The organism is Halosolutus sp. YCN4, from assembly GCF_059736495.1.
The window spans coordinates 416054-433429 of record NZ_JCASSM010000002.1 but is presented as its reverse complement, the minus strand read 5'-3'; the positions used below and the strand labels follow the sequence as shown (position 1 = coordinate 433429).

Here is a 17376-nt window from a genome sequence, read left to right as displayed (position 1 = left end):
TTCGGTCGACGAGCCGATCGAGAGCCGGCACCCTGCGAATTTCGAGCCACCGGCGGACCCACGTTCTTCATCCCCGCCGTCGTACGCCACCTATGGCGTTCGATTCCGACCTCGTCACGACGATCACGTTCGACTCCTACAGCACCCTCGTCGACGTCGACGCGGTCGAAGCCGCGCTCGGGGACCACCCCGCCGTCGACGATCCGGAACCGATCTCGAAAACGTGGCGCGAGCGATCGATGCAGTACACCCTCGTCGGGAACCATCTCGACGCTTACAAGCCGTTCTACGCGGTCAACCGCGACGCGCTCACGTACGCGCTCGCGGCCCACGGAATCGAGACCACCGAAGACGAACGCGAGGAGATCCTCGCGACCTACCACGACCTGGACGTCTTCGACGACGTCCGCGACGGCATCGAACGGCTCCGAGACGGCGGCTACGACTGCTACGTCCTCTCGAACGGGAACCCGGAGATGCTCGCGTCGATGGTCGAGGGCGCCGAGATCGGCGACCTCATCGAGGACACGATCAGCGCCCACGAACTCGCGACGTTCAAACCCGACGCCGACCTCTACCGCCACGCCGCGGGCCGGACTGGCACGCCGATCCAGCGGGTCGCCCACGTCGCCGCGCTCTGGTTCGACGTCCAGGGGGCGATCCACGCCGGGATGCAGGGCGTCCGCCTCGATCGGAAGGGGACTCCCCGGGAGCCGTTCGGCCCCGACCCGGATCTGACGATCGAGACGATCGACGAACTGGCGGCCGAACTCGGCGTCTAGGGCGCGCGCTCGAACTCGAGCGTGGGTTCGCCGGTCGCAGCCAGCGACGCGATCGAGACGGTGGAATCGTCGCGGAGCGTCGAAAACGGCGCCGGCCGCTCCGGGTCGGCCGGCTTCTCGGCGATCGATCGCCGCCACCACGCCACGTCGTGCCACGCGTCCTGCGTGTACCCCATCGCGGGGAACTCGACGACGCGCTCGAAGCCGAGCCGTTCGTGGAACCGCACCGTCGCGGGATTGGGGAGCGTCGTCACGGCGTAGGCCTCCAGGAACCCCTGTCGGTCGAGGATCGCGAACAGCGACTCGTAGAGCGCCCGGCCGACGCCCGATCGGCGCGCGTCCGCCGAGACGTACACGGAGAGTTCGACGAGCCATCCGTAGGCGCGGCGCTTGCGCAACGGCCCCGCGTAGGCGTAGCCGACGACCGTTCCGTCGCGCTCGCAAACCAGCCACGGGTAGGTCTCCAGCGTCGATTCGATCCGATCGGCCATCTCGGCCGCGGTCGGCGCGTCCTCCTCGAAGGTGACCGACGACGACTCGCAGAACGGGGCGTAGATCTCCCGGACGGCGGCCGCGTCGTCGGCGGACGCGACCCGGATTCGGTGGGTCATACTCGCGCGTTCGGCCGATCGATGGATAAGCGCGCCGAACGAGAGCCGGATCGGGAACCGGAAATCGCCGCGTGGCGCTCCCGACGCGACCGCGCCGCCTACCGCCGAAACGCGACGGCGACGCGCCGCCAGCACGCGCCGGGGAGGGCTCGCAACCCCTCCGACACGGGGTCGGAGTGTCTCGCGACGGGGACCGCGACGCCGACGGCGACCGCGAGGCCGACCGCACCGCCCAGCGCGGGCACCGATGGCGGGAGAACGAACACGGGTGCGGCGAGAAGCGGTGCGAACGCGGCGACCGCGAGGACGCCCCTCGCGAGCAGCGGCCGCCGATCGTCGGCTGGTCGATCGGCCGCGGACAGCGCCGACGCGAGTCGGAGCAGTTGCCACGCGCCGAACGCGCCGAGCGAGGCCCCGAGGAGCAAGACCGCGTCCGGATCGCCGCCACTGGCGACGATGGCGAACGCGCTCGCGCCCATCGCCAGCGCGAACACGACGGTGCCCGCTTCGGTCCGGTACCGGGCCAGGAGCCGCGTCGTCACGAGGAGAACCGCGAGGCCGACCAGGACGCCGGCGACCACGTCGACGAGGTAGTGGACGCCGAGGGCGACCCGCGAGAGACAGACCGCCGCGACCAGGGCCGCCGCGCCGGCGAATCGCTGGCGGGCCGTCCCGATCGACAGCGCCAGCGCCAGGTAGCCGTAGACGACCGTCGTCATCACCGCGTGCCCGCTCGGGAACCCGTAGCCGCTGGCGTAGGCGGTTGCCTCGTAGAGCGGCTGGACCAGCACCGGCACCGTCTCGAGACGCGCCAGCGGCTGGTCCGGCCGCGGGAGTGCGAACACGTATTTCAGCCCGGTGACGACCGCGAGGCCGATCAGCGGGAGGCCGACGAACGCGGCGGCCCGTTCGCGGTCCTCCCGCACCCGAACCCAGTAGAGAGCGCCGAGGATCAGGGAGAGAAACCAGACGTCACCCAGTTGCGTCACGAGCGCGACGACGATCGCCGCCCACTCGGGAACGAACTCCTGAATCGGGCCGAACTCGCCGATGCCGCGGGACATACCCCTCGCTACGCAGTAGCCCCACAATAAGTCGGCGACTTCCGAACTCGGCGTCACGGCTCGATCGATCGATCGAGCCGTCGAGGAGCGCGGAGAGACGCTACCGCGCCTCGGTCGAGTCGTACCGAACGCCCCGAGGAGTCAGTCCAGGATCTTCACCGTGACCAGCACGGTCGGGATGACGATCGGCATGGTCAGTATTGCGCCACTGATGACCACGAACGGTGCGACGCCGCTGACGGGATAGGCGAGGAAACCGACCGTCACCCAGTTCACGACGGAGACGATGACGGAGTACGAAACGGCCGCGAGCAACACGAGAGCGCTGAATACTCCCGTTACGACCCCGGCGAAGTACCGGACCGATTTACCGCCGGTTTCCACTTCTCGTTGGACACTCATTCGATAGTAGCCTGTGTAATATTGTGATAACCGCACAGACTTGAATGCCTCGTCTCTCCGCTGCGCCGTTCCCAGGTGGCAAGCAGTACGAGATCGCTCGAGCAGAGATCTCGCAACGCGTTCGGTCGAGACTCCCGACCCGAGACGCGACACGATGTCCAACGCGACCGAATCGGGTCGCCACGTAGTCGCCGACGCGACCGATCCGAGACACGAGGGGATCTCCGAGGCAACCGGTCAGAGGTCGACGGGTGACGCCGATCGTGGAGCGTCAGCGCCCGTGATCGTGGAGCCGAGCGTCAGTGCCCCTGATCGTGGGGATTCAGCGCGGTGCCGTAGTTCTCGGCGTGGTCGGTGTAGTCGATGAACCGGGGCGCGTCGGGATCGAACGGCCGATCGAGGCTCTCGAAGGCCTTCTTCTTGTCCCAGCCCTGGAGTTTGCCGACGGCGGACCTGTCTTCGAGGTCGTGGTAGTCGAGTTTCGGCTCGGTGAGTTCCCACGCGTTCATCCCCTGTTCAGTGCGGACGATGACGCTGGAGTACTCGTTGCTCGAGCCGACGGAGCCGACGGTGACGTCGGCACAGAAGCCGGTGAAGTCCGCACACTCGTCACACCCCTTGAGCGCGGCGTCGTGGAAGTTCTCGATGTCCTCCTCGACGATCATCTCGCCGTCGTGATCGTAGACCATCAGCTTGCCGTGAAGGACGTCCATCTTGCCGATCTCTTCGGGCGAGACGCCGCGCTGTTCCTCCAGTTGCTCGCCCATGAGGCTGTAGTAGTTGAAGTTCTTCGTACACATCAGCGCGATCGTGTACTCGACCGCGCGAATGCCCTCGTTCTGGGCCTGGTAGTCCCAGTCGAAGTCCTGCAGGGCGCGGATCCCCTCGATTTCGCAGGGGGTGCCGACCAGCGCGAGGCTGAGGTCGTCCCAGTCCTTGTCGGGGAGTTTGTGCTCCCACTGGGCGAGATCGAGGTTGCCGAGCGCGAGCGTCTGGTTGTAGACGGTGCCCGCGTTCTCGATCAGGTCCTCCGTCGTCGTCGCGAGGTAGCTCTCGGCCTTCCAGGCCTCCTCGTCGCTCTCGGTCGCGATCAGCGCGCCGTCGATCTCGCCTTCCTCGAGCAGCGTCGCGAGGATGCCGGTGACGACGCCGCCGTCCTGGGCCGCGTCGGTCCAGTCGTCCTCGACGCGCGCGGAGAACTCCGTGATCGGGTCGCCGGCCCCCTTCACGTTGTCCTCGCCGCCGGTGATCTTCCACTGGCGCTCGTAGCGCATCCCGCCGCGGGGACAGAAGTCCCAGCAGAGCGAACAGCCGGTACACATCTTCACGAGTTCCGGCAGGTCGTCCGCGCCGACGCCGATCGAGTCCGAGGGACAGGCGGCGACGCAGGTCCCACACTGGATACAGCGGCCCTCGTCGATGACGGCCTCGTCCAGTTCCATGAACCAGGTCTTCTCGTCCGGCGTCTCGATGTCGTTCATCTCCGATCGGATCGAGTACGCCGGCGTATCCAGGTCGACGCCGTCGGGAACGCCGACGCGGGTGTCGGGCGCGTCGTCGTAGACGTCCTGGCTGACGCCCTCCGCGGGTTCGGTGAACTCTAGCTCCCCGAGCGAGCCCTGGTCGTCGACGTTCGTGACGCCGGCCCCGTCCGTGGCGATCGCTTTGTCGTCCGCGTTCTCGCCGCAGGTGCAGGTGTCCGGCGAACAGCCGTCGCCACCGGCGTCGGTCCGGACGGCATCGTCGCGGGCCTGCGTCGCGTCCGCTCGTGACCGCGGCGCGGTGGTGCCCGTTTCGGGGACCCTGATGGCCGCGTCGTCGACCGTCCCCGACTCCGGAACGCCGGGGAACACCGGCTCGTCGACGCCGTCGCCGCTCACTCGATCCGAGGCCTCGCGGCTCGCGTGTCGCTTCTCGCTCGCGGTTTCACCGCTCGCATTATCGAGACCCTCGCTCCGCTCGGCCCTCGCATCTCCCGCTCGCATCTCCGAGGACTCACTGCGTTCGTCCTCGTTTCGCTCGGCCTCGCCGTCAGTCCCCATGGGCGACACCCCGTGCGACCGGCGCGTCCGCACCTTGCATGACCTCCCGAAGCCGTGCGTTGTCGACGCGGCGGGTCCACTCGTAGAACTTCTCGCCGTCGTCGCGATCGGCCGCGTAGGCCTCGAACAACTGTTCGAGCGCCGGGAGCACGGCGTCGGCGGGGACCGCGTTCTCGACCCAGTCGAGGAACTCGTTGTCCGCGCCCAGCGAGCCGCCGAGCCCGAAGTCCATCCCCTCGACGATGTCGGACTCACCCTCCTGATCTAGCTTGACCGTCTCGCCCCGGAAGCCGATGTCGGCGATCTGGGGTTGCGCACAGGAGGCCGAGCAGCCGGACATGTGCATCCGGATGGCCTCGATATCGTCGGGCACGTCGATCCGATCGTCGAGTTCGCGGGCCCAGCGCTTGGTGCGTTTTTTGGTCTCGATGATCGCGTAGTTACAGAACTCGCTCCCGGTGCAGCCGACGGCACCGCGGGAGAACGGGCCGGGATCGGGCTGGTACTCCTGGGCGAACGGCTCCGCCAGCAGGTCCTCGACGTTCTCCTCCGGAATGTGGCTGATGAGGAAGTTCTGGTCGGTCGCGAGGCGGACGGAGGCGTCCTCGGTGCCGTACCGCTTCGCCGCCCGGGCGGCTTCGGCGAACTCCGCGCCGCCCATCCGCCCGGCGATCACGTTGAAGCCGACGTACTTCAGGCCGTCCTGTTTCTGGTCGTGGACGCCGACGTGGTCGCCCTGGTAACCGACGGTCAGGTTTTCGCCGGCCTCGGGCAGGTCGACCGTACAGCGATCGCGGACGGCCTCCTCGAACTTCTCGGGGCCCATCTGCTCGACGAGGTAGCGCATCCGGCAGACGCCGCGGTTGTTCCGATCGCCGAGTTCCTTGAACGTCTGGGCGACGGCGCGGGTGAACTCGACGGCGTCCTCGGGTCGGACGAAGACGTCGAGTTCCGACCCCATCCGCGGGCCGTCCGAAAGACCGCCACCGACGCGGGCGTGGAAGCCGTAGAGGTAGGCGCCTTCGATCTCCTTTTTGGCCGGCACGAGGCCGACGTCGTTGATCTGGGACTGCGCGCAGTCGTGTCGACAGCCCGTGATCGTGAGCTTGAACTTTCTCGGAAGGTTGGCGTACTCCCGGTTCTCGGTGAAGAAGTCCGAGACGGCGTCGACGACCGGCTGGGCGTCGAAACACTCGTGGTCGTCGAGGCCGGCGGCGGGACAGCCGAGGACGTTCCGGGCGGAGTCGCCACAGCCCTGGACGGTCGTCAGACCCACCTCGTCGTAGCGGTCCCACATCTCCGGGACGTCCTCGACGCGGATCCAGTGTTTCTGGATGTCCTGTCGGGTCGTGATGTCGAGGTAGGCGTCGCCCCAGAGTTCGTTCTGCTCCGCGCCGCCGTACTCCGCGGGCGCGACCGCGAGATCGTCGGTGACCTCGCCGACCACTTCGGCTTGCTCGGGCGTGAGGTAGCCGCCCGGCACCTTGGTCCGGATCATGAAGTAGCCCTCCTGCTTCTGGGCGTACATGCCGGCCCACTTCAGGCGCTCCCACTCGCCGCCGCCGGCGCGCTCCTCGATCTCCTCGAAAGAGAGTTCCTCGTCGGCGTACTCGTAGACGTCGTCGATCACGTCGAGGGGGTGTTTCTCCTGCTTGTGCTTCTCGACCGTATTCACGCGAGACCACCTCCGTCGTCGAGTAGTGTACTCGTTCGCTCGTCGTTCATGCGTACCACCGCCAGTGAGCGATACCCTCGGCCAGTGCGCTCACGCGATCTGGAAGGACCATTGTTTGACGGGTAATATCGACCCGACCCTATACGACCGCGCAAATAGGCGATCGCTGACGGGGCTCGGCCGATGCGGCAACCTTTGCACCGGCGATCGGTCGCGAGTTCGTGATTCCGTGTCTTCACAGCGCCTACGCGAGCCCGCGTGTCGGCGGCGAGAAACGAGTCGTAAGAGACACGGGCAGATATTGCGGGGACGAGCGACGCCGCGATCCGATCGCTACAGTAACTGCGGACGTGCCAGCCTGCAAACCGACATCACCGACGTGACGGCGATGAACTCACTCGTCGGTCGACCCGTCGTCGATCAGTTTCGCCAGATCGTCGTCGTCGTAGTTGACGAGCAGTCGAGACTCGTCCTTGAACTCCTTCAGGACGATGTGCGTCGAGGAGTGTTCGACACCTTCGGTGTGGATGATGTTGTCGATGAGCGTCTGCAGGTGCTCGTGGTCGCGAAGCCGCGAGATCAGGATAAACGACATCTCGCCGAGCATGAAGTACACCGACTGGACGCCCGACAGTTCCGTGAGTCGGTCCGCGATTCCCTCGTAGCCCGGGCCGTACTCGCTCTTAATTTCGGTGATCGCGGTGAGTTCGAAGCCGAGTTTCTGGTGATCGATGTCCGCGACGTTCCCCTTGAGAATGCCCTTCTCGCGGTAGTTGTCCAGTCGGTAGTAGATCGTCGAAGTGCTGATCCCGAGTTCGTCGCTCAACTGGTCGACGTCGATTTCGCCCTCGCGATCGAGCCAGCGCAGGATCTCGAGGTCTTTCTCGTCCAGGTCGAGTTCTACCATACGCGAAGTGAGGGAAGGGGACCGGTAAATAACTTGTTACAGGTCCTGAAATCGAAGACGTGAGTTGGATCGCGTCCAACCCGCCGGTCGGGAGTCAGGCCGATTTCAGGATCAGGTTCTTCCCGAGCACGGCGTCGAGGACGAGCGGAACGACGACGGTCACGACGATGAGCATCGTCGCCATCGCGTTGATCATCGGCGTGAGACTCGTGCGAACCATCGTGTAGATCTCGATCGGGGCGGTCGTCGTCTGGGGCTGGACCCAGAACTGGGTCGCCGTGAACTCCCCGAAACTGATGACGAACGCGAGCAACATGCCGGCACCGAGCCCCGGCATGATCAGCGGCAACGTCACCTCGACGAACGTTTCCAGTTCGTTCGCGCCGAGCGTCCGGGCCGCTTCCTCGAGTTCCTGGTCGAACCGGTAGAGCTGCGCCCGGACGGTCACGAAGACGTACGGAAGGACCAGCGTCGAGTGGCCGACGATCAGGTAGAGGTAGTTCCGTTCCATCCCGATGCGCGTGAGGAACATCGTGAGCGCGACGCCGATGACGACCGGGCTGATGATCATCGGCAGGAACAGCAGGCTCGAGAGCACGTTCTTCCACCGGAAGTCGTACCGGACGAAGCCGAGCGCCGAGATCAGCCCGACGATCCCGGCGACGATCGCGCTTCCGCCCGCCACGACGAAGCTGTTGAACAGCGAGCCGAGCATGCGATCGTGAGTGAAGAACTCGACGTACCACTCGAGGCTGAACCCGGCCGGCGGGAAGGTCGCGAACTGCGTCGGGTTGAACGACACGGCCACGACGACGATCAGCGGTGCAAGCAGGAACAGGTAGACGATCGCCGTGGTCGCTTTGATCGCCGTCCAGAGCGGGTTCCCGCGCATCAGTTACCCTCCCCGAAGAGTTCGTCGAGGCTGACGAAGCGGTTGAACGCCGTGATCATCACGAACAGGACGGCCAGGTAGACGATCGACATCGCGCTCGCGAGCGGCCAGTTCTGTCCCCGCAGGAACGTGCGTTCGATGAGGTTCGCGATCATCTGGTCGCTGGGGCCGCCGAGAAGCGCCGGTGCCAGGAAACTCCCGACCGCCAGGATGAACACGAGGATACAGCCGGCGACCACGCCGGGAAGCGACAGCGGGAGCGAAACCTCGTAGAACGCCCGGACCGGGTTCGCGCCCATCGTCTTCGCACTCTCGATCAGCGAGTCTTCGATCTTGGCGACGCTGTTGTAGATCGGCAGGATCATGAACGGGAGCAGAACCTGGACGAGTCCCGAGACGACGGCGATCTCGTTGTACAGGAAGCTCCGGGAGCCGAAGCCGACCAGTTCGGACAGCCACGAGATGACCCCGTTCTCGCCCAGGACGAGCATCCAGGCGTAGTAACGAACGATCAACGGGACCCAGAACGGCAGGACGACCAGCAACAACAACACCGGAAGCCACCTGCTCTCCGATCGGCCCAGAAAGTAGCCCGGCACGTAGCCGATGACCAGCGTCACGGCGGTCACGCTGAGGCCGAACTTGAGCGACTGCCAGAGCACCAGCAGGAAGATGTTCCCAACGTCGAAACTCGACAGCGAAACGCTCTCGACCAGCACGGCGTAGTAGTTCTCGAGCGTGAACTCCTGAACGATCGTGCCAGCGGTCCCCGACTCCCAGAACGAGAGCGTCAGGATGTACAGGAGCGGGGCGAGCAGGAACACCACCATCCAGAAGAGGCCGATCCCGGCCTGGGCCGTCGCGAGAACGCGTTTTCTGGCTTTGAACCACTGGACGCCGTTCATCAGGACCGGCGCGTTCAGGATCCGACTCCGGACCGCGAGCCACTGGTCGGCGTACTCGCGGCCGCTCGCCGCCTCGGATTGCCCGCTCATTGCACCCCCTCCATCCGCTGTGGAGGTCGCTCGTCGGCGGAGCGAGCGATCACCAGGTCCTCGGGGCGAGCGACGACGTAGACATCATCGCCGCGTTCGTACTGGTCGACGTCCGTAAAGCCCTGCTGGGAGACGATCACTTCGGTGCCGTCGGCGAGGTCACAGTAGAAGACCGTCTTCTCCCCGAGGTAGTTGATGACCGTGATGGTCGCCGGGAACGAGTTCGCGTGATCCGCCGGCTGATCGCGGATATCGAGCTTTTCGGCCCGCAGGAAGGCGGCCTCGTGCCCGCCGCGCTCGACGTCGGCCGTCGACGGAAGGCGGACTTCCTGCCCGCTCGCCGTTTCGAGTACCGGCCGCCCCTCGCTCTCGGCCACCGTCCCAGTCAGCTTCGTGGACTGGCCGATGAAGTCGCCGACGAATTCGGAGGCAGGGTTCTCGTAGATGTCGATCGGCGCCCCCTGCTGGGAGAGCTGTCCCTCGTCGAGCACCACGACCGTGTCGGAGAGCGAGAACGCTTCCATCTGGTCGTGCGTGACGTAGACGGTCGTCACCCCGATCTCCTTCTGGATGCGTTCGAGTTCGACGCGCATCTGCTGGCGGAGGACGCGGTCCAGCGCCGAGAGTGGCTCGTCCAGGAGCAACACGTCGGGTTCGAACACGAGCGCCCTGGCCAGCGCGACGCGCTGTTGCTGGCCGCCGGAGAGTTCCGTCGGCGATCGATCGATCGCGTCCGGGAGCCTGACCATCTCGAGGGCCTCCCCGACCTGCTCGCGGCGATCGGCCTTGTTCACGCCCCGCATCTTGAGCGGGAAGCCGACGTTCTCGCCGACGGTCTTGTGCGGAAACAGCGCGTAGTGCTGGAACATCATCCCGATGTCCCGTTCGTACGGCGGCTGGTCGGTCACGGTCTCCCCGCGAATGCGGATTTCGCCGTCCGTCGGCGTTTCCAGTCCGGCGATCATGCGGAGCATCGTGGTCTTTCCACAGCCACTCGGTCCGAGCAGGGAGAGAAACTCCCCTTCGTCGGCGCTGAAACTGACGTCGTCGACGGCGACGAGATCACCAAAGCGTTTCGTTACGTTTTCGACTTCGAGATAACTCATTCCAGATCCCCTTCATTGTTCGTTATCGTCCGTTCGACGCCCGTTCGACGAGTGTTCCGGTGGCCACGGCGGGCATGCGGGTCAGTATTCACCCATTTTGATAGATTCGAAGGTGTCCATCCACTCGTCCTCGTGCTCGTCGATGAACTCGGGGTCCTCGAAGAGGAGCCCGTCGCCACCGGACGGGTCGAAGTCGGGGAGCGCCGTGATCTCGTCCGTCTCGACGCTCGTCACCGGCGGGTAGCCGATCTCCGGCGCGAGTTCCTGGATGATTTCGTCCTGGTAGGCGAACTCGATGAACTGTTCGGCCAGCTCCCGGTTCTCCGATCCCTTCGCGATCGCCAGCATGTCGCTCCAGCCCTTGGCACCCTCCTCCGGGATGGCGTACTCGAGCTGGTCGTAGCCCTCGTCCTGCAGCGCCAGAATGCGGCCGCCCCAGCCGGTGCCGACGTACGACGACTCCTCCTGGTACTGGGTCACCTGCTCCTGACCGCTCCCCCAGTACGTTCTGACCAGTTCGTGTTGCTCGGCCATCGCGTCGTACACGCTCTCGAGACCGTCCTCGTACGAGCCGTTCTCCTCGAGCGTGTTGGGATCGAGGCCGAGACGGAGTGCAGTGGTGAACACCCGGAGCATCGCCATGTCCTGGACGGTGATGCGATCCTCGTACTCGGCGTCCCAGAGGAGTTCCCACGACGGCGGCGACGACGTGTCGACGTGATCGGTGTTGTACACCATCCCGATCGTGCCGTAGTAAAGCGGCGCGACGTGGGCGTCGTCCCCCGGATCCAGGTTGAGGTCCTGGAAGACCGGGAACAGGTTGTCCCACGTGTCGATGTTCTCCGTTCGAATCGGTTCGACGAGGTCCTGCTGGACCGCCTCGTACGTTCGCTCCGCGGACGGCATGATGATGTCGTACGAGCCCTCGGGACTCGTGCGAACGTTCGAGAGCATGCTGTCCTGGTTGTCGAAGCTGGTCGCCTCGACCTCGACGTCGTACTCCTCTTCGAAGGGGTCCGCGATGTGTTCCATCAGCGCCTCCTGGGTCGATCCGCCCCAGGAGTACAGTCCGAGCGTATCACCGCCGCCGTCGCCGCCGCCGAGACACCCCGAGAGTGCCGCGACCCCCACCGCAGACAGCGCACCAGTTCGCTGGACGAATCGTCGTCGTGAATGCCGTGCCATTTTGACTCACCCTACCACTTCCCACGGAATGTCTTAAGCGTTACGCACGATGGTGGACTCAGAGCCACTGGTAGAGGACAAATTCGATATTCTTCCTAAATATAAGGTGGTATAATGGAAAGAGTTGAAACCAGGGGAAGGGGGTGAGATTACTTGAGGTGATGGTGCTTGCCCTCGAGTTTGAGCATCTCTTCGATCTCGAAATCGCCCGGATGAGCGTCGAACCGAGTCGGATCCCAGTCGGAATACGTCTGTCGATCGTCACAGAGCAGGGCCGCGACTGTCCGGCCGACAGCAGGCGATCGCATGAATCCGTGGCCCTGGAGGCCGGCGGCGACGACGACGCCGTCCGGGCGACCCGCCTCGCCGGGTTCGAACGGCGGACGGCCCACGAGCGGATGCCCGTCGGGCGTCGCCGTACAGAGTCCGGCCCACGCGTTCTGGACGCCGACCTCTCCGGCCGAGAGGCGGTGGTCGATGGTGTCGCTCATCTTCGCGAGGAAGTCGAAGTCGGCCCGCTGGGAATAGTCGTCGGGATCCGACTCCACCTCTTCCGTGCCATCGCCGACCAGGAGGCCGCCTTCCTGTTCTCTCCGGAAGTAGACCCCCTCGTGGGCGTCGTACACGGTTCCGATGTCGACGTCGACCGGGGTCGTAACGAGGGCCTGGGCACGATAGGGCTTCACCGGGAGGTCGATCCCGGCGAGCGAGGCCACCCGATGGGACCACGGTCCGGCAGCGATCACGACGACGTCCGTTTCGATCGTCCCCTCGTCGGTCGTCACGGACGGCGAGTCGCCCGGATCGATATCGGTTACGGGCGTCCCAGGTCGGTAGTCGACCCCGTTCGCTTCCGCGTCGGCGAGAAGCGTCGTCGTGAACGTGTGGGGATCCGCGTATCCGTCCGACGGAGCGTAGGTCCCGACGGTGACGCCGTCGAGCGAAAGGGCGGGATAGATCGACCGCACCTCGTCCGGTTCGACGAGACGAACGTCGGCACCTGCCGCCCGCTGCATCGCCACCTCGTGTTCGAAGACGGGACGTTCCGCGTCGGTTCCCACCCGGAGAAACCCGGTCTGGTGAAACGTGAAGTGGTTGTCGTCGTCGGACAGCGATCGGAAGAAGTCGATGCTGTAGTCCATCGCCCGAACGTCCGACGGTTCGTGGAGCTGGCTGAAGATCAGGCCGCCCGCCTTTCCCGTCGTCTCGCCCGCCACGTACCCCCGATCGAGAATCGTCACGTCGACGTCCCGTTCCGCGAGATGGGCCGCCACGCTCACGCCGATGCTCCCCGCGCCGATCACTGTTGCGTGCGTCATGAATCGATGGATAGTATACGTGGACGCGCCAGTACCCACTGTAGCCTCGTAGCGGACAGTTCGTGCGCCGGCGCTTAACGTTTTGGGAACGCGCCAACCTATTTCTCGTCTACCTGTCCTTCCTTCAGTATATAGCGAGTATTTTGATAGGTAGTTTAATAGACCGGGGACCTATACGGGTTCGACATGGGTGACGAACAAGCGATTCCCGCAACCGAACCACGGATCGAAACCGACCTTCCCGGGGAAGAGACGAAGCGCGTCGTCGAAGCCGACGACGCGGTCATCTCGCCCAGTTCGCCGCGCGCGTACCCGCTTGCGATCGAACGCGCCTCGGGCGTGACTGTGACGGACGTCGACGGGAACACGTTCTGGGACTTCGCGAGCGGCATCGCCGTGACGAACGTCGGGCACAACCACGAGCGAGTCGTCGAGGCGGCGAAAGACCAGCTCGACACGCTCGTTCACCCGGCGTTCTGTGACTACTACTCGCCGGAACCGGTGCGACTGGCCGAGCGGCTCGTCGAACTCGCGCCGGGCGACTCGCCAAAGCGACTCTTCTTCGGCAACAGCGGGACCGAAGCGGTCGAGGCGGGGATCAAGCTCGCCCGCCACCACACCGGCCGCCACCGGTTCCTCGCGTTCGAGGGCGCGTTCCACGGCCGATCGATGGGATCGCTCTCCCTGACCGCGAGCAAGACCAAGTACAAGCGCGGCTTCGGGCCGCTCGTCCCCGGCGTCGACCACGTTCCCTACCCGAACCCCGCGGAGGCCGACAGCCCCGGAGACGCGATCGAGACGACCTTCGACGCGCTCGAGGACCTGCTCCGAACGCGGGTTCCGGCGGACGAGGTTGCGGGAATCGTCGTGGAACCGATCCAGGGGGAGGGCGGCTACGTCGTCCCGCCGGAAGGGTTCCACCGGCGACTCCGCGAGTTCGCGGACGAACACGGAATGTTGCTCATCGCGGACGAGATCCAGACCGGGTTCGGCCGGACCGGCGAGTGGTTCGCGATGGACCACTGGGACGTCGAACCCGACATCACCCTGATGGGCAAGGGGATCGCCAACGGCCTGCCGATGTCCGCCATGGTCGCCCGATCGGACGTGATGACCTGGGGCAGTGGCACGCACGCGAGCACGTATCACGGGAATCCGGTCGCCGCAGCCGCCGCGAACGCCGTCATCGACGTCGTCGAGGACGAAGCGCTGCTCGAGAACGCGCGGACGGTCGGCGCTCACCTCCAGGACGAACTCCGGGACTTCGCCGCCGACGTCGACGAGATCAGCGACGTTCGGGGTCGCGGCCTCATGATCGGGGTCGAGTTCACGGATCCGGAAACCGGCGAGCACCTCGGCGACCTCGCGGAGGAGATCATGCACGCCGCCTGGAAACAGGGCCTGATGCTCCTTCCCTGCGGCGAGAGCACGATCAGGTTCGCGCCGCCGCTGACGCTGACTCGCGAACAGGCCACGACGGGCGTCGACCTGTTCGCCGACGCGGTCGCCGAAGCCGTCGCGGTGATGGACTGATGGACCGATCGCGGGACGGATCCTCGACCGCCACCGCGCCCCGCCGCGATCGGATCGACGCGACCGAGACGGTGTCGTTGCTCCAGGACCTCGTGCGCATCGAGAGCCCGTACTTCGAGGAGGACGCACTCACCCGGGCGGTCTACGACTGGCTCGACGAGCACAGTATGGAGCCCGAATACCACGCCGTGAGCGAACCGGATATCACCGGCTTCGAGGGCAACAACGTCGTCGCACGGCTCGAGGGGACCGATCCCGACGCGCCGACGCTCCTCCTGAACGGTCACATGGACACCGTTCGGCTCGTCGTCGGCTGGGACGAGGATCCGCTCTCCGGACGCATCGAGGGCGGCAAATGCTACGGCCAGGGAGCCTGCGACATGAAAGGCGGGCTGGTGTCGCTCCTCGTGGCGTTCCGGGCGCTCGCCGAATCCGACCCGGAACTCCGGGGCGACGTCGTCCTCACGGCGGTCGTCGGCGAGGAGGGACCGTACGGACTCGGCACCTACCAGTTGCTTCGCGACGGACTCCTCGACGACGTGGACGGCGCGATCGTCGCCGAACCGGGACCCGCGATCGGCCAGCAGGACCTGACGAATCCGGCGCTCGTCCTGGGGGCGCGGGGCGGGTTCCGCTACGAGATCACCGTCTCCGGCGATCCGGCCCACGCCGCCCACCCCGAAGCGGGGACGAACGCCGTCGTCGACGCGGCCCGGATCGCGACCGCAATCACCGAGATGGACTGTGGCGAGCATCCGGCACTCGGCCGGGGATCGATCTGTCCCCTGGAGATCGAGGGCGGCGAGGACCCCCTCTCGGTGCCCGATCGGTGTACGCTCGCGGTCAACCGTCACGTGGTCCCCGGCGAGACCGCGGCGAGCGTCCTCGAGCAGGCGGAACGACTCGTCGCGGGGCTCGATCTCGACTCCGCGGTGACGGTCGACCTCAGGGAGACGCCGGGTCCGGACGCGCGGTTCGGGCCGTACGTGACCGACGAAAACCACCCCCTCGTCCGGGTGCTGTCCGATCGCACCCGACGGGTGACCGGGCGCGACCCCGAAATCGGCTACTTCTCGAGCATCGGCGACTTCAACTACCTCGGTCACGCCGCCGGAATTCCGACCGTCATCCTCGGCCCCGACGGCGAGAACGTCCACGACGCCGGCGAATACGTATACACGGACGACGTCGTGGACGTCGCCCGGATCGTCGCCGACGCCGCCGCGACCTGGCTGTCGTAGCGATCCTGCTTTCGAGCGAAACCAGTTCTTCCGCGCGACCTGCGAGAAGCGGTCGTTTCGATGGGCAGACGGCCTACAGCGTGGGCTCGTCGAGTTCGAGGTTGACCGTCTTGGTCCGGGTGTAGTACTCGAGGGCGTCCTTGCCGCACTCGCGGCCGATTCCGGAGCGCTTGTAGCCGCCGAACGGGCCGCCGGTGACCGTCGAACCGTAGGTATTGACCCAGACGCTCCCGGCCTCCAGGTCGGCGGCGGCCCGATGAGCGAGGTCGGTGGTCTCCGTCGCGATGCCGGCGGCCAGCCCGTACGGCGTGTCGTTGGCGATCTCGATCGCCTCCTCGTACGTCCCGAAGGTGTTGATCGTCTCGACGGGGCCGAAGATTTCCTCGCGTGCGACCTGCATGTCGTTGTCGACGTCGTCGAACACCGTCGGCTCGACGTACCAGCCGTCCGCCAGGTCGCCGCCGGGCTGATCGCCGCCGGAAACCAGCGTCGCGCCCTCGTCGATCCCGGCGTCGACGTAGCCCGTGACTTTCTCGTGCTGGGCCCGGGAGGTGAGCGGTCCCATCGTCGTCCCCTCGGCGAGCGGATCGCCGATCACGTGGGACTCGGCCGCCTCGACGAACCGATCGACGAACTCGTCGCGGACGTCCTCGTGGACGAGCACCCGCGAGGGCGCGTCACAGGACTGGCCGGTGTTGTAGAAGATGCCGCCGGCGACGGTCTCGACGGCGTTCTCGAGGTCGGCGTCGGGGAAGACGAGGAACGGCGACTTGCCGCCGAGTTCGAGGGTGACGGGCGTGATCGCGTCGGCCGCGGTGCGCATCACTTCTTCGCCGGTCACGTCCTCGCCCGTAAAGGAGAGTTTGTCCACGCCCTCGTGGCCCGCCAGCGGCGCACCGGCCTCCTCGCCGTAGCCGTGGACGACGTTGAGGACGCCGTCCGGGAGGATGCCCTTGGAGAGCTGGGCGACCCGGGTGGCCGTGAGGGGGCTGTCCTCCGCCGGCTTGAGGACGACCGCGTTGCCCGCCGCCAGCGCGGGGCCGAGTTTCCACGACGCCAGCACGAGCGGGAAGTTCCACGGGACGATCGCGCCGACGACGCCGTACGGTTCGCGGCGGGTGTAGACGTGGGAGTCGTTCGAGACGGGGACCTGAACCCCTTCCTGTCCGCGACCCACCGACGCGTAGTACTCGACGAACTCGAGGGCCTTCTCGATCTCGCCGTTCGCGTGGGCGAGCGGTTTGCCCACGTCGAGACTCTCCAGCAGCGCCAGTTCGTCGACGTGATCGCGGAGTCGATCGACCCACTCGCGGAGCAACTGCGATCGCTCCGCGGCCGTCGTCTCGCCCCACTCACCGTCCATCGCGTCGCGTGCGGCGGCGACGGCCCGATCGACGTCCGCCGGACCGCTTCGCGGGACCGCCGTGATGGGAATCGTGACCGCCGGATCGGTCGTCTCGAACGTCTCGCCGGTGCTCGCGGCGACCGACTCGCCGTCGATCCAGTTGCCGAACGATCGGTCCGTCGTCGCCCGTTCGATCGCCTCGCGGTGGTTCTCCTCGATCGTGCCGTCGTAGTAGTCGACCATCGTGCGTTCCTCGGCGAGGACGACGGATCGGGAC

General features: G+C 66.2%; 15 protein-coding genes. 3 read left to right on the top strand and 12 right to left on the bottom strand.

Annotation, left to right across the window (positions count from 1 at the left end):
* Positions 1 to 92 precede the first annotated feature (92 nt).
* The gene (locus tag AC6I6X_RS08305; RefSeq protein WP_497930054.1) at positions 93 to 782 is read left to right on the top strand and encodes a haloacid dehalogenase type II; all 690 of its coding nucleotides are present in this window, start codon (positions 93 to 95) and stop codon (positions 780 to 782) included.
* On the opposite strand, the gene AC6I6X_RS08300 is transcribed toward AC6I6X_RS08305, so the two are convergent.
* The 11 genes from AC6I6X_RS08300 to AC6I6X_RS08250 all read right to left on the bottom strand — a co-directional run bounded on the left by AC6I6X_RS08300 (position 779) and on the right by AC6I6X_RS08250 (position 12980).
* On the bottom strand, positions 779 to 1393 hold the full coding sequence (locus AC6I6X_RS08300; protein ID WP_497930053.1) for a GNAT family N-acetyltransferase: 615 nt from the start codon (positions 1391 to 1393) through the stop codon (positions 779 to 781). The genes AC6I6X_RS08305 and AC6I6X_RS08300 overlap by 4 nt on opposite strands.
* 98 nt (positions 1394 to 1491) lie before the next feature.
* Complete coding sequence (locus tag AC6I6X_RS08295) at positions 1492 to 2457, bottom strand: phosphatase PAP2 family protein (protein WP_497930052.1); 966 nt, start codon at positions 2455 to 2457, stop codon at positions 1492 to 1494.
* A 141-nt stretch (positions 2458 to 2598) separates the two neighbouring features.
* Positions 2599 to 2859: a hypothetical protein gene (locus AC6I6X_RS08290; protein ID WP_497930051.1), complete on the bottom strand. Its 261-nt coding sequence runs from the start codon at positions 2857 to 2859 to the stop codon at positions 2599 to 2601.
* 299 nt (positions 2860 to 3158) lie between these two features.
* Positions 3159 to 4901, bottom strand: coding sequence for a Coenzyme F420 hydrogenase/dehydrogenase, beta subunit C-terminal domain (locus tag AC6I6X_RS08285; RefSeq protein WP_497930050.1), 1743 nt, complete (start codon positions 4899 to 4901; stop codon positions 3159 to 3161).
* The gene (locus AC6I6X_RS08280) at positions 4891 to 6576 is read right to left on the bottom strand and encodes a nitrite/sulfite reductase (RefSeq protein WP_497930049.1); all 1686 of its coding nucleotides are present in this window, start codon (positions 6574 to 6576) and stop codon (positions 4891 to 4893) included. The genes AC6I6X_RS08285 and AC6I6X_RS08280 overlap by 11 nt, the downstream gene beginning before the upstream one ends.
* 394 nt (positions 6577 to 6970) lie before the next feature.
* Positions 6971 to 7483, bottom strand: a complete 513-nt coding sequence (locus AC6I6X_RS08275) for an Lrp/AsnC family transcriptional regulator (RefSeq protein ID WP_497930048.1) — start codon at positions 7481 to 7483, stop codon at positions 6971 to 6973.
* 94 nt (positions 7484 to 7577) lie between these two features.
* Entirely contained in the window at positions 7578 to 8375 is a 798-nt protein-coding gene (locus AC6I6X_RS08270) for an ABC transporter permease (protein ID WP_497930047.1), read from the bottom strand.
* Positions 8375 to 9370 carry an ABC transporter permease gene (locus tag AC6I6X_RS08265; protein ID WP_497930046.1) on the bottom strand — a complete coding sequence of 332 codons (996 nt, stop codon included), beginning with the start codon at positions 9368 to 9370 and terminating at the stop codon, positions 8375 to 8377. Before AC6I6X_RS08265 ends, AC6I6X_RS08270 begins: the two co-directional genes overlap by 1 nt.
* Complete coding sequence (locus AC6I6X_RS08260; RefSeq protein WP_497930045.1) at positions 9367 to 10476, bottom strand: ABC transporter ATP-binding protein; 1110 nt, start codon at positions 10474 to 10476, stop codon at positions 9367 to 9369. The genes AC6I6X_RS08265 and AC6I6X_RS08260 overlap by 4 nt, the downstream gene beginning before the upstream one ends.
* 81 nt (positions 10477 to 10557) lie before the next feature.
* Positions 10558 to 11661: an ABC transporter substrate-binding protein gene (locus AC6I6X_RS08255; RefSeq protein ID WP_497930044.1), complete on the bottom strand. Its 1104-nt coding sequence runs from the start codon at positions 11659 to 11661 to the stop codon at positions 10558 to 10560.
* 149 nt (positions 11662 to 11810) lie between these two features.
* Positions 11811 to 12980 carry an NAD(P)/FAD-dependent oxidoreductase gene (locus AC6I6X_RS08250; RefSeq protein ID WP_497930043.1) on the bottom strand — a complete coding sequence of 390 codons (1170 nt, stop codon included), beginning with the start codon at positions 12978 to 12980 and terminating at the stop codon, positions 11811 to 11813.
* A gap of 186 nt (positions 12981 to 13166) precedes the next feature.
* Here AC6I6X_RS08250 and AC6I6X_RS08245 point away from each other — a divergent pair, with 186 nt between their 5' ends.
* Together AC6I6X_RS08245 and AC6I6X_RS08240 are read left to right on the top strand one after the other, a co-directional pair.
* The gene (locus tag AC6I6X_RS08245) at positions 13167 to 14513 is read left to right on the top strand and encodes an acetyl ornithine aminotransferase family protein (protein WP_497930042.1); all 1347 of its coding nucleotides are present in this window, start codon (positions 13167 to 13169) and stop codon (positions 14511 to 14513) included.
* Positions 14513 to 15754, top strand: a complete 1242-nt coding sequence (locus tag AC6I6X_RS08240) for a M20 family metallopeptidase (RefSeq protein ID WP_497930041.1) — start codon at positions 14513 to 14515, stop codon at positions 15752 to 15754. The genes AC6I6X_RS08245 and AC6I6X_RS08240 overlap by 1 nt, the downstream gene beginning before the upstream one ends.
* Positions 15755 to 15827: 73 nt before the next feature.
* On the opposite strand, the gene AC6I6X_RS08235 is transcribed toward AC6I6X_RS08240, so the two are convergent.
* Positions 15828 to 17342, bottom strand: a complete 1515-nt coding sequence (locus tag AC6I6X_RS08235) for an aldehyde dehydrogenase family protein (protein ID WP_497930040.1) — start codon at positions 17340 to 17342, stop codon at positions 15828 to 15830.
* Positions 17343 to 17376: the final 34 nt, after the last annotated feature.